Source organism: Streptomyces sp. NPDC030893 (assembly GCF_055571535.1).
The window spans coordinates 126,728-139,063 of the sequence record NZ_JBVIFC010000011.1 but is presented as its reverse complement, the minus strand read 5'-3'; the positions used below and the strand labels follow the sequence as shown (position 1 = coordinate 139,063).

The following is a 12,336-nucleotide window of genomic DNA, read 5'->3' as shown; positions in this document are numbered from 1 at the left end:
TCCCCGATCCTCCCACGTCCGGGCGGGGGAACCGGCCGCCGGTCCATCAGACGGACGGAGGGATCCCCGGCCGGGGGCTACCGGGCGGCGAGAGCCTGTTCTCCCGCTTTGCGCATGGCCTCCAGCGGGGCCGGCGAGCGTCCCGTCATCTGCTCCACCTGCAGCACCGCCTGGTGCACCAGCAGGTCGAGCCCGCTGATCACGGCACCCCCGTACGCGGACCAGCGAGCGGCGAGGACCGTCGGCCACGGGTCGTAGAGGACGTCGAAGAGGGCCGTCGGGCGTTCCGGGACGGCCCGGGCCAGCACGTCCGTGGCACCGGCCGGGGTGGTGCTGACGACCAGCGGTGCGTGCAGGGCCTGCTCGGCGTCGTCCCAGTCGGCGATGCGCACCGGGACGCCGAGCCGCTCGGCCCACTGGCGCATCTCCGCGGCGCGGGCCTCGCTCCGGACGTGAACGGTGATCTCGCCCGTGCAGATCCGCGCGAGGGCGGCGAGGGCGGAGGAGGCGGTGGCGCCGGCGCCGAGCACGGCGGCGGTCTCGACCGTGTCGATGCCGTGCTCGCGCAGGGCGGCGACCATGCCGGGGATGTCGGTGTTGTCACCGGTCCTGCGGCCGTCCTCGTGGAGGACGACGGTGTTCACGGCGTCCACGGAGGCCGCCGTCTCGCTGACCTCGTCGAGCAGCGGGACGACCGCCCGCTTCAGCGGCATGGTCAGGGACAGCCCGGCCCACTCCGGTCCCAGCGTCTCGAAGAACCCCGGCAGCGCGGGCTCGTCCACCTCGAAGCGCTCGTACGTCCATCCCTCCAGGCCGAGTTCCGCGTACGCGGCCCGGTGCAGCACCGGGGAGAGGGAGTGGGCGATCGGGGAGCCGAGTACGGCGGCGCGGCGGGATCCGGTCATCCGTTCTTCCTCGATGCGTTGAATTCCTTGACCAGCTCCGCGTGTTCGGCGTTGGTCTTGGTGAACTCGCTGGTCTTCCCGTCGAGGGAGATGAAGTAGTACCAGCCTTCGTCCGTCGGTGCGAGGGCTCCCTTGACGGCGTCCTCGCCGGGGTTGCTGATCGGACCGGGCGGCAGGTCCTTGTAGAAGTACGTGTTGTACGGGTTGTCGTAGTTCCTGAGTTCCTCGAGGGTCAGGTCGATCTTGCTCTGGTTCTTGATGTAGTTGTACGTGGAGTCGAACTCCAGCATGCCGTTGGTCTCGGTGTTGCCGGGTTGCAGGCGGTTGTAGATGACCTCGGCCATCTTGCGGAAGTCGCTGTGACTGGTGCCCTCGGCCTGGACGAGGCTGGCGACGGTGACCAGCTGCCACGGGTTCTTCAGCCCGAGCCCCTCGGCCTTCTCCGCGACGCCCAGCTTGTCGTAGACCTCGGTGGCCCGCGCGACCATGCGTTTGAGGACGTCCTCGGGCTTCTGGCCCTTGGACACGCCGTAGCTGGAGGGGAAGAGGAATCCTTCCAGCGGGTCCTTGACGTTCTTGTGGTTCTGGGCCCACTCGGGCAGACCGAGCTTCTCCCAGTCCTCCTTGGCCACCTGCGCCGTGGTGCCCGCCTCCACCCCGAGCCGGGTGTCGATGAGCTTGTAGATGTCGGCGTTGCGCTTGCCCTCGGCGATGATCAGGTTGTTGCGGCTCTTCGGGCTGAGCATCAGCTCGACCGCGCTGGCGGCCGACATCTCCTTCTGCAGCGTGTACACGCCGTCCTGGATGGTGGTGCCCTGGGGGTTGGAGGCCTGGGCCGCGACGAACGCGTCGACGCTCTTGACGACGCCCTGTTTCTTGAGCTCCTGGCCGATGGCGTAGCCGCCGGAACCCTTGGGGATCGTGACGGTCACCTGCTCGCCGTTGCCGGACCCCGCGAAGTCCGGGGCGCTGCCGAAACGATCCTGGTAGAACTGGTAGCCGAAGTAGCCGACGCCGGCCAGGCCGCCGCCGAAGACCGCGACCACCACGAGGCAGGCCAGGCCGCTGCGCCGCTTCTTCTCCTTGCCGCCGCGGCGCTCGCCGCGTCCGCGCCGGTCGGCCGGTTCGCCGTCGCGGCCGTCATCGTCGTCGCCGCCCGCGAAGAAGGCGTGTTCTCCCTGGTCGGGGCCAGGGTCCCAGTCGGGCTCCGGCTCAGGTTCGGGTTCCGGTGCGGCGCGGCGGCGCTGGGGCGGCTCGGGCGGCGGGTAGGCCTCGGGGGTGCCGTAGTAGTCGCCCTGGTCCGCGCCGTAGCCCCCGGCCTGCTGCCCGTACGGGTTGGTCGGGTCGGAGCCGTACGGGTCCTGCGGGTGGTGCGCGCCGACGGGCCAGCCGTTCTGGTCGTACTCCGGCTGGTGCTGCTGAACGGCGTACTGCTGGTCGTACTGCGGGTACTGCGGCTGTTGCCCGTAGTCGTGCTGGTCGTGCCGCTGTCCCTGGCCGTACTGCTCACCGGTGCCCCAGTCGCCGTACTGCGGCTGCGGCTGCTGCGGGTAGTGCTGCGGCTGGCCGCCGTAGGGGGACTGCTGGGCCTGCTGGGCCTGCTGTCCTCCCCATCCGCCGTCCCCGTACAACGGGTCGTCCGGATGCCACGGTTCGGAGCCTCGGCCCCGGCCATACTCAGTCATCGATCCCCTAGAGCCGCGAGGCGGCGGTCGCCCCGGCCACCTGAAGACCGCGGCTTCCGTCCCGTCTCTCTCTGTGCGCCGGCTGTTCGAACACCGCCCGCATCGCGCGGAACGTTACCGTATCGCGATCAGATGACCACTTCGACGCCCTCGCCGGGTGGTTCGCCTGACACCCGTTCGGATTCCAGTGCCTGCTGGAGGATGATCACAGCGGCCACCTGGTCGATGACGGAGCGGCCCTTCTTCGACTTCACTCCGGAAGCACGCAGCCCCTGGCTCGCCGTGACCGTCGTCATGCGCTCGTCGACCAGGCGCACCGGAAGGGGTGCGATCCCGCGGGCCAGTTCGCGAGCGAAGGCGCGGACCTTCGCCGCGGCGGGGCCCTCGCCCCCCTTGAGGGAGCGGGGGAGACCGACGACGACCTCGATCGGCTCGTATTCCTCGACGAGCTGCCTCAGTCTGCGGTGGGCGGCCGGGACGTCCCGGCCGGGGACCGTCTCGACCGGTGTGGCGAGGATCCCGTCGGGGTCGCAGGAGGCGACCCCGATGCGGGCGTCCCCGACGTCGATCGCGAGGCGGCGGCCGCGGCGCATCGCCGGGCCGTCCGCCTGCTCGTTCACCGGGTCGTTCACTTGGCGGTGTCCGCCACGAGGCGCTCGACGGCGTCGACGGCCTCGCCGACGGCGGCCGGGTTCTGGCCGCCGCCCTGGGCGACGTCCGGCTTGCCGCCCCCCCCGCCGCCGAGCGTCTTGGCGGCCGTGCGGACCAGCTCACCGGCCTTGAGGCCGCGCTCGCGGGCGGCCTCGTTGGTGGCGATGACCGTCAGCGGCTTGCCGTTGTTCACGGTGAACAGCGCGACGACGGCGGCCCGGCCGCCCTGGATGCGGCCCCGCACGTCGAGGACCAGCTTGCGCAGGTCGTCCGGCGTGGTGCCGTCGGGGACCTGGCCGGTGACGACGGCGATGCCCCTGATGTCCTTGGCCGACCCGGCGAGACCGGCGGCGGCCTGGAGCACCTTCTCGGCGCGGAACTTCTCGATCTCCTTCTCGGCGTCCTTGAGCTTGCCGAGCATGGCGGAGACCTTCTCCGGCAGCTCCTCCGGACGGCCCTTGATCAGCTCCTGGAGCTGGGCGACGACCGTGTGCTCGCGGGCCAGGAAGTTGTAGGCGTCCACGCCGACCAGGGCCTCGATACGGCGCACACCGGAACCGATGGAGGACTCGCCGAGCAGCTTCACCAGGCCGAGCTGGGCGGTGTTGTGCACATGGGTGCCGCCGCACAGCTCCTTGGAGAAGTCGCCGATGGTGACCACGCGGACGCGCTCGCCGTACTTCTCGCCGAACTCGGCGATGGCGCCCTGCTTCTTGGCCTCGTCGATGCCCATGACGTCGGCGCGCACGTCGAGGTCGCGGGCGAGCACCTCGTTGATCTTCTGCTCGACGTCGGTCATCACGGCCGTCGGTACCGCGGACGGGGAGCCGAAGTCGAAGCGGAAGCGGCCGGGCTGGTTCTCCGAACCGGCCTGGGCGGCCGTCGGGCCGAGGGCGTCGCGCAGCGCCTGGTGGGTGAGGTGGGTGGCCGAGTGGGCGCGGGCGATGGCCGTACGGCGGCGGCCGTCGATGGAGGCATGGGCCTTGGCGCCGACGGTGACCTCGCCGACCTGGACGACGCCCTTGTGGACGTACACGCCCGGGACCGGCTTCTGGCAGTCGCGGATCTCGATGACGGCACCGGAGTCGGCCCTGATGCGGCCGGTGTCGCCGATCTGGCCGCCGCCCTCGGCGTAGAACGGGGTGCGGTCGAGGACGATCTCGACCTCGTCGCCCTCGGTGGCGGCCGGCGAGGAGACGCCGTCGACGAGGATGCCGACGACCGTCGACTCGCCCTCGGTGTCGGTGTAGCCGATGAAGTCGGTGGCCCCGGCGCGGTCGGCGATCTCACGGTAGGCGCCGAGGTCGGCGTGGCCGGTCTTCTTGGACCGGGCGTCGGCCTTGGCGCGCTCCCGCTGCTCCTTCATCAGGCGGCGGAAGCCCTCCTCGTCCACGGAGAGGCCCTGCTCGGCGGCCATCTCCAGGGTGAGGTCGATCGGGAAGCCCCAGGTGTCGTGGAGCAGGAAGGCCTTGTCGCCGGCGAGGACGGTGCCTCCGGCGGCCTTGGTGTCGCTGACCGCGGTGTCGAGGATGTTGGTGCCGGCCTTCAGCGTCTTGAGGAAGGCGTTCTCCTCGGCGAGGGCGACCTTCTCGATCCGCTCGCGGTCGGTGACCAGCTCGGGGTACTGCTGCCCCATCATGCCGATGACGACGTCGACCAGGTCCTTGACGACCGGGCCGGTGGCGCCGAGCAGGCGCATGTTGCGGATGGCGCGCCTCATGATGCGGCGCAGCACGTAGCCGCGGCCCTCGTTGCCCGGGGTGACGCCGTCGCCGATGAGCATGACCGAGGTGCGCATGTGGTCGGTGACCACGCGCAGGGAGACGTCCGAGGCCGGGGCGTCGCCGTAGCGGACGCCGGTCAGCTCGGTGGCCTTGTCGATCACGGCCATGGAGGTGTCGATCTCGTACAGGTTCTGCACGCCCTGCAGGATCATGGCGAGCCGCTCGAGACCGAGGCCGGTGTCGATGTTCTTGCTCGGCAGGTCGCCGAGGATCGGGTAGTCCTTGCCCGTGCCCTCGCCCCGCTCGTACTGCATGAAGACGAGGTTCCAGATCTCCACGTACCGCTCGTCGTTGACGGCGGGGCCGCCCTCGACGCCGAACTCGGGGCCGCGGTCGTAGTTGATCTCGGAGCAGGGGCCGCAGGGGCCGGGGACGCCCATGTCCCAGTAGTTGTCCTTCTTGCCCAGGCGCTGGATGCGCTCCTCGGGCACGCCGACGACCTCGCGCCAGATGCGCTCGGCCTCGTCGTCCTCCTCGTAGACGGTGATCCACAGGCGCTCGGGGTCGAGTCCGTAGCCGCCCTTGTCCTGGGGGGTGGTGAGCAGTTCCCAGGCGAGCTGGGCGGCGCCTTCCTTGAAGTAGTCGCCGAAGGAGAAGTTGCCGCACATCTGGAAGAACGTGCCGTGGCGGGTGGTCTTGCCGACCTCTTCGATGTCGGGGGTGCGCACGCACTTCTGCACGCTGGTGGCGCGGGCGAAGGGCGGCTTGACCTCGCCCAGGAAGTAGGGCTTGAAGGGCACCATGCCGGCCGGGACGAGCAGCAGAGTCGGGTCGTCCGCGATGAGCGACGCCGAAGGGACGACGGTGTGCCCGCGCTCCTCGAAGAAGCTCAGCCAGCGGCGGCGGATCTCGGCCGACTCCATCAGTGGTCCTCATTCCGGTTGTACGGGTACGTCGGGTACGTCGACTTGTGCGCCGGGCCCTCGACGTACTTGGGGCTGTTGCGGTTCTCGATGACGGCGTAGCCCCGGGGGGCGGGGAGTTCGCGGTCGACGCCGGCGTCGAGCCCGAGCGCTTCGCCCAGTTCGGCTTCGCGCCGGGCCATGTTGTCGCGGACCTCGAGGGCGAAGTCCACGGCGCGGTCCCTGAGCCGGCCGCCGGCTTCCACGGCCTTGTTCGCCGCGGTGACGGCGAGGTGCTCGGGCGTCAGCTGCTTGATCTTGCGGTTGACCTTGGTGGTGGCCCACACTCCGGCGGCGACGCCGGTGGTGAACCAGAACGTTCGGCGGAACATCGCTGGGTCAGTCCCTCTTTCCCCGGGTCCGCTTCTCCCGCCGCGCGCCCGGGACGGTGCGGCCCACGATCACGGAACGCCTCGGCTCCTTGGCCTGGGCGTCGTCCTTGCGGCCGCTGACGGCCCGGCGCACTCCGTAGCCGAAGGCGGCGACCTTGACCAGGGGGCCGCCGAAGGTGGAGGCCACGGTGGTCGACAGCGCCGAGGCGTTGGAGGTGACCTCCTGGACGTCGGAGGCGATCGCGTCGACCCGCTCGATCTGGGTCTGCGCGGACCGCACCGCCGTGGAGGCGTCCGCCAGCAGCGGGACCGCCTGATCGGTCACCTCCGCCACGAGTCTGGTGGTCGCCCGGAGCGTCTGGGCCAGCCTCGCCAGCGCGACGGCGAGGAAGGAGACCAGGATCGCCCAGAACACGGCCACCAGGATTCCGGCCACCTCGCCACCGGACACTGTGTGCACCCGCTCCCTTGAAACGCGCCTGAACATCGAGAAAGTCGCGTCCCCGAGCCTATCGCGCCGGTGACGCCGCTCCGTACCGGATTACCGTGCGCCACCGGCGGATTCCTCGCCGGGAGGCGGTACCGGCGAAGACGAGCCCGCCGCCTCGTCCGCCCACAGGGGCGGCGAGACGGCGGGCTCTGGATACCGCGTGCCTGCTGGGATCAGCGGGCGTAGTACTCGACGACGAGCTGCTCGTCGCAGATCACCGGGATCTCCTTGCGGTTCGGCTCACGGTCCAGGCGGAACGCCAGGGCCTTGAGGTTCACCTGGAGGTAGCGCGGGATCTCACCGTCGGGGGCGAAGCCACCCTCACGAGCGATCGTGAAGAGGGTCTTCTCCTTGCTGCGCTCACGGACCTGCACGACGTCGTCCGGGCGGACACGGAAGGAGGGCTTGTCGACCTTCTTGCCGTTGACCTGGATGTGGCCGTGCGTGACCATCTGGCGGGCCTGGTAGATCGTGCGGGCGATGCCCGAACGCAGGACCAGCGCGTCGAGACGGCGCTCGAGCTCGATGACGAGGGCCTCGCCGGTCTTCATCGAGGTCTTGGAGGCACGCTCGTAGGCGCGGACCAGCTGGCGCTCGGAGAGGTCGTACTGCGCGCGCAGACGCTGCTTCTCCAGCAGACGGACCTTGTAGTCCGAGTTCTGCTTGCGGCCACGGCCGTGCTCACCCGGCGGGTAGGGGCGGGCCTCGAAGTACTTGACGGCCTTCGGGGTCAGCGCGATACCGAGGGCACGCGACTTCTTGACCTTGGGGCGGGACTGGTTCGCCACTTCTTTTCCTTTTCCATTTCGGCTGCCTCAGGGTTACGGGAGGTCGCATCCGCAGCCGGGGAATTCCCGTCAGGTCCGCTCGGGGCCTGCCGGGCAGCCGCTCCCCTGGTCTGGGCACATACGTGCAGCACACGAACGGCCCACCGACCGGTCCCGTGGGATACGGGTGGTGGTGGGCTGCCCGCGACACCTACGACGGTGCGCGACGCTCCTGGATCGAAGATCCGGCTGGTTGTCCCGTCTGAGGCGCCGGCCGGGGCCGGACACGGGACTCAGCACTTCGCCCGAGTCTACAGGGTGGTCAGGACCGCTTCCGACCGAGGTGCTTCCTGGTCCACTCCACCGCGTCCGCGTACCGCGCCTCCGCGCCGTGCCGCGTGGGCTCGTAGTACTCGCGGTCCTTCAGGGCGTCCGGCGCGTACTGCTGTGCGGCGATGCCCTCGGGCAGGTCGTGCGGGTAGGTGTAGCCCTTGCCATGCCCCAGTTTCGTCGCGCCCTTGTAGTGGCTGTCCCGCAGATGGGACGGCACGGGCCCGGCCAGTCCCTTGCGTACGTCGTCCAGGGCGGCGCCGATCGCGGTGGTCGCCGCGTTGGACTTCGGAGCGAGGGCGAGCGCGATGGTGGCGTGGCTGAGGGTGAGGGCGGCCTCGGGGAAGCCGATCATGGCGACGGCCTGGGCGGCGGCGACCGCGACGGGCAGCGCGTGCGGATCGGCGAGGCCGATGTCCTCGCTGGCGGAGATCATCAGCCGGCGGGCGATGAAGCGGGGGTCCTCGCCGGCCTCGATCATGCGGGCCAGGTAGTGCAGGGCGGCGTCCACGTCGGAGCCGCGGATGGATTTGATCAGGGCGCTGGCGACGTCGTAGTGCTGGTCGCCGTCGCGGTCGTACTTCACCGCCGCCCGGTCGACCGTCTCCTCCAGCGTGGCCAGCGATATCTCCCCCTCGCCCTTGTCGAGGGCGGCCCCGGCGGCGGCCTCCAGGGCGGTGAGCGCGCGGCGGGCGTCGCCGCCCGCGATGCGCTGGAGGTGGTCCGCGGTGTCCTCGGGGAGGGTCAGGGCGCTCTTCAGGCCCCGCTCGTCGGTGAGGGCGCGCCTCAGCAGGTCCCGGATGTCGTCGTCGGTGAGCGGTTCGAGGGTGAGCAGGAGGGAGCGGGAGAGCAGCGGGGAGATGACCGAGAAGTAGGGGTTCTCGGTGGTCGCGGCGATCAGGGTGACCCAGCGGTTCTCCACGGCCGGGAGCAGGGAGTCCTGCTGGGCCTTGCTGAAACGGTGGATCTCGTCGAGGAAGAGGACGGTCTCCTGGCCGTACCCGCCGGAGGCGCGGCGGGCGCCGTCGATGACCGCGCGGACCTCCTTGACGCCCGCGGTGATCGCCGACAGCTCCACGAAGCGCTTGTTGGTGGCCTTGGAGACGACGTAGGCCAGCGTGGTCTTGCCGGTGCCGGGCGGGCCCCAGAGGATCACCGAGGAGGGACCCGCGGGGCCCGAGGCGCCCTCGCCGACCAGTCTGCGCAGCGGGGAGCCCGGCTTCAGCAGGTGCTGCTGGCCCACCACCTCGTCGAGGGTGCGCGGGCGCATCCGGACCGCCAGGGGGCTGCCGGTCGGGTCCTTCTCCTGGCGTTCTTCTGCTGCGGCGGTGAACAGGTCGGGCTCCACGCTGAAACCCTAAGGCACCGCACCGACAGCCCGGGACGGGCGGTCAGCTGGTCCAGAACTCCCACCAGCGGGTCAGGATCAGCATGCCGATGATGCCGATGTGCAGGACCGGCAGGACCCAGGTGAACTCGCCGAAGAAGCTCTTCAGCCGGCTCGGCGCGGGCAGGAAGCCCTTGCGGACGTTGAAGGACGTCACGTACCAGAACATGATGATCGTGGCGACCCAGGCCAGGCAGCACCACAGGCACAGGGCGTTGATCCGGTACAGCGACTGGTGCATCAGCCAGGCGCAGAAGACGACGCCGAAGAGCATGCCCGCGTTGAGGGTGAGCCAGTACCAGCGGGGGAAGCGGGCCCGGGCGAGCAGGCTCATGCCGACGCAGACGACGATGCCGTAGGTGACGAGGCCCAGCATCGGGTTGGGGAAGCCGAAGACGGAGGCCTGGTCGCTCTCCATGACGCTGCCGCAGGAGACGACGGGGTTGAGGCTGCACCCGGGGACGAACGTCTCGCCCTTGACCTTGGCCTCGAGCAGCTTGAACTTGTCGAGCGTGATCACCCACGCGGCGAGCACACCGGCGGCGCCGGTGATCACCAGGAGCAGGGCCAGGGCCCGGCTCGCGCCTTCCGTGCGGGGCGCGGAGGCGGGGCGCTCCGGGGAGGCCTGGGGGTCGGGATCCATGTCGACGTCCCTGACTGTCGTCTTGCTCATCACGCCGATTCCGTCACTGGAGAGTGTGGACCTGCTTCGGGCAGGGGCCATTGTGCCGTACGGGGCTGTGGGTTCGCCGTTGTGCGGACATAAGTGGGTACCGGTGTCCGCCCGTGAGCGTGCGGTTTCGGCCGCCGTCCGGGGACGGTCGTGCACCCGCTCCGCCCAGAATCATCCGTCCGGGTGAAGCCGCCCGTACGCGTGGACGACACAGGCGCCGGTGCCCCGCGCGGGCATCCGGCGCCTTCGTCGGTACGAGGGATCAGCCGAGCCGTGACTCCAGCTCCGCCACGATCTCGTTCACGCCGACCGCCGTCTGCTCGCCGGACTCCATGTCCTTGAGCTGGACGACACCCTCGGCGAGGTCGCGCTCGCCCAGCACCAGGGCGTAGCGGGCGCCCGAGCGGTGGGCGGCCTTCATGGCGGCCTTGAGGCCCTTGCCGCCGTAGGAGAAGTCCGCCGCCACCCCGTTCTTGCGCAGTTCGGTGACCTTCGCGAACAGCACCCGGCGGGCCTCCTCGCCGAGCGGCACGGCGAACACGCTGGTGGTGGCGGGGAGTTCGAGCTCGACGCCCTCCGCCTCCAGGGCGAGCACGGTCCGGTCCACGCCAAGGGCCCAGCCGACGGACGGCAGCGCGGGACCGCCGATCATCTCGGACAGTCCGTCGTAGCGGCCGCCGCCGCCCACCGCGGACTGGGAGCCGAGACCGTCGTGGACGAACTCGAAGGTGGTGCGCGTGTAGTAGTCCAGGCCGCGCACCAGCTTGGGGTCGTCCTCGAAGGCCACGCCCGCCGCCGTGATCAGCTCGCGGACCTCCTCGTGGTACGCCTTGCAGGGGTCGCAGAGGTAGTCGCGCAAGAGCGGGGCGCCGGTGAGCTGCTTCTGCACCGACTCGCGCTTGTCGTCCAGCACGCGCAGCGGGTTGATCTCCGCGCGGCGCAGGGTGTCCTCGTCCAGGTCCAGACCGCGCAGGAAGTCCTGCAGCGCGGCCCGGTACACCGGGCGGCACTCCTTGTCGCCCAGGCTGTTGAGCAGGATGCGGAAGTTCCTGAGGCCCAGCGAGCGGTACGCCTGGTCGGCGAGGATGATCAGCTCGGCGTCGAGCGCCGGGTCCTCCGCGCCGATCGCCTCGGCGCCGACCTGGGAGAAGTGCCGGTAGCGGCCCTTCTGGGGGCGCTCGTAGCGGTAGTACGAGCCGGAGTACCAGAGCTTGACCGGGAGGTTGCCCGCCTTGTGCAGGTTGGCCTCCAGGGCGGCGCGCAGCACGGAGGCGGTGCCCTCGGGGCGCAGGGCGAGCCGGTCGCCGCCCTTGGTCTCGAAGGCGTACATCTCCTTGGTGACGATGTCGGTGGACTCACCGACACCGCGCGCGAACAGTTCGACGCTCTCGAAGCCGGGCGTCTCGATGTAGCCGTAGCCCGAACCCCGCAGCGGGGCGGCGATGGCCTCGCGGACGGCGAGGTACTTGGCGCTGTCGGGCGGGATCAGGTCGTACGTGCCCTTGGGGGCCTTGAAGGTGCTCACGGAAGTCTCTCGTCACATTCCTCGTCGGGGAGCCTCGGTCGTGGCTCCCTGGCCGGCGGCCACCTGCCGCAGATACGGGTTGGTGGCGCGTTCCTGGCCGATGGTCGTCTGGGGGCCGTGGCCGGACAGCACCACGGTCGAGTCGTCGAGCGGCAGGCACACGCGGGCCAGCGAGTCGAGCATCTCGGCCATGTCACCGCCGGGCAGGTCGGTGCGTCCGATGGAGCCGGCGAACAGCAGGTCGCCCGAGAACATGATCGGCGGGATGTCCGCCGCCTCGGGCAGCCCGAAGGTCACCGACCCCTTGGTATGGCCCGGCGCGTGCGCGACGGAGAACTCCAGGCCCGCGAGCGCCAGCCGGGAGCCGTCGGTGAGTTCCTTGACGTCGTCCGGCTCCCCCACGGTCAGCTCGCCCATGAGCGGCATGCCGATGGCACGGCCGATCCCCTTCTCGGGGTCGCTCATCATGTAGCGGTCCTCGGGGTGGATCCAGGCCGGTACGTCGTGTGCTCCGCACACCGGGACGACCGAGGCGACGTGGTCGATGTGGCCGTGGGTGAGGACGACGGCGACGGGCTTGAGCCGGTGCTTGCGGACCGCCTCCGCGACGCCGTCGGCGGCCTGGTGGCCGGGGTCGATGATCACGCACTCCTCACCGGCGGCGGGGGCGACGAGATAACAGTTCGTCCCCCAGGCCCCGGCGGGGAACCCGGCAATGAGCACGATCGTCCTTCGTTGTGTCGGTACGGGAGGCTTGCGACGGGGCTGCGCCCGTGGTCAGAGCCTACCGGCGCTGCCGATTCCTCAGCGAACCCATATACGGTACGGGGCACACGCAGGCGGTCGGCTCACCGCACGCACGCACGCGTACCGGCCGGCACACGAGACGCATGAGGAGAGAACCC

The 12,336-nt window shown here is 70.4% G+C and carries 11 protein-coding genes; all 11 read right to left on the bottom strand.

The genetic code is table 11. The features are described 5' to 3' along the window. Positions 1–77: 77 nt before the first annotated feature. The 11 genes from ACZ434_RS21395 to ACZ434_RS21345 all read right to left on the bottom strand — a co-directional run bounded on the left by ACZ434_RS21395 (position 78) and on the right by ACZ434_RS21345 (position 12,154). Complete coding sequence (locus tag ACZ434_RS21395) at positions 78–905, bottom strand: shikimate dehydrogenase (RefSeq protein WP_468458093.1); 828 nt, start codon at positions 903–905, stop codon at positions 78–80. Further along, complete coding sequence (gene mltG / locus ACZ434_RS21390) at positions 902–2,590, bottom strand: endolytic transglycosylase MltG (protein ID WP_468458092.1); 1,689 nt, start codon at positions 2,588–2,590, stop codon at positions 902–904. The genes ACZ434_RS21395 and mltG overlap by 4 nt, the downstream gene beginning before the upstream one ends. A gap of 128 nt (positions 2,591–2,718) precedes the next feature. Beyond that, entirely contained in the window at positions 2,719–3,183 is a 465-nt protein-coding gene (gene ruvX, locus ACZ434_RS21385) for a Holliday junction resolvase RuvX (RefSeq protein ID WP_468458282.1), read from the bottom strand. A 35-nt stretch (positions 3,184–3,218) separates the two neighbouring features. Further along, positions 3,219–5,888, bottom strand: coding sequence for an alanine--tRNA ligase (alaS, locus tag ACZ434_RS21380; RefSeq protein WP_468458091.1), 2,670 nt, complete (start codon positions 5,886–5,888; stop codon positions 3,219–3,221). Then, positions 5,888–6,259, bottom strand: a complete 372-nt coding sequence (locus ACZ434_RS21375; RefSeq protein ID WP_468458090.1) for a hypothetical protein — start codon at positions 6,257–6,259, stop codon at positions 5,888–5,890. The genes alaS and ACZ434_RS21375 overlap by 1 nt, the downstream gene beginning before the upstream one ends. 7 nt (positions 6,260–6,266) lie before the next feature. After that, positions 6,267–6,719, bottom strand: a complete 453-nt coding sequence (locus ACZ434_RS21370; RefSeq protein WP_468458088.1) for a DUF948 domain-containing protein — start codon at positions 6,717–6,719, stop codon at positions 6,267–6,269. Between the two features lie 203 nt (positions 6,720–6,922). Next, positions 6,923–7,537, bottom strand: coding sequence for a 30S ribosomal protein S4 (gene rpsD / locus ACZ434_RS21365; RefSeq protein WP_189560244.1), 615 nt, complete (start codon positions 7,535–7,537; stop codon positions 6,923–6,925). 301 nt (positions 7,538–7,838) lie between these two features. Then, the gene (locus ACZ434_RS21360) at positions 7,839–9,194 is read right to left on the bottom strand and encodes a replication-associated recombination protein A (protein WP_468458085.1); all 1,356 of its coding nucleotides are present in this window, start codon (positions 9,192–9,194) and stop codon (positions 7,839–7,841) included. A gap of 43 nt (positions 9,195–9,237) precedes the next feature. Then, positions 9,238–9,906, bottom strand: a complete 669-nt coding sequence (locus ACZ434_RS21355) for a vitamin K epoxide reductase family protein (RefSeq protein WP_468458083.1) — start codon at positions 9,904–9,906, stop codon at positions 9,238–9,240. A gap of 262 nt (positions 9,907–10,168) precedes the next feature. Continuing rightward, on the bottom strand, positions 10,169–11,431 hold the full coding sequence (hisS, locus tag ACZ434_RS21350) for a histidine--tRNA ligase (protein WP_468458081.1): 1,263 nt from the start codon (positions 11,429–11,431) through the stop codon (positions 10,169–10,171). Between the two features lie 12 nt (positions 11,432–11,443). Beyond that, entirely contained in the window at positions 11,444–12,154 is a 711-nt protein-coding gene (locus ACZ434_RS21345; protein WP_468458079.1) for an MBL fold metallo-hydrolase, read from the bottom strand. Positions 12,155–12,336: the final 182 nt, after the last annotated feature.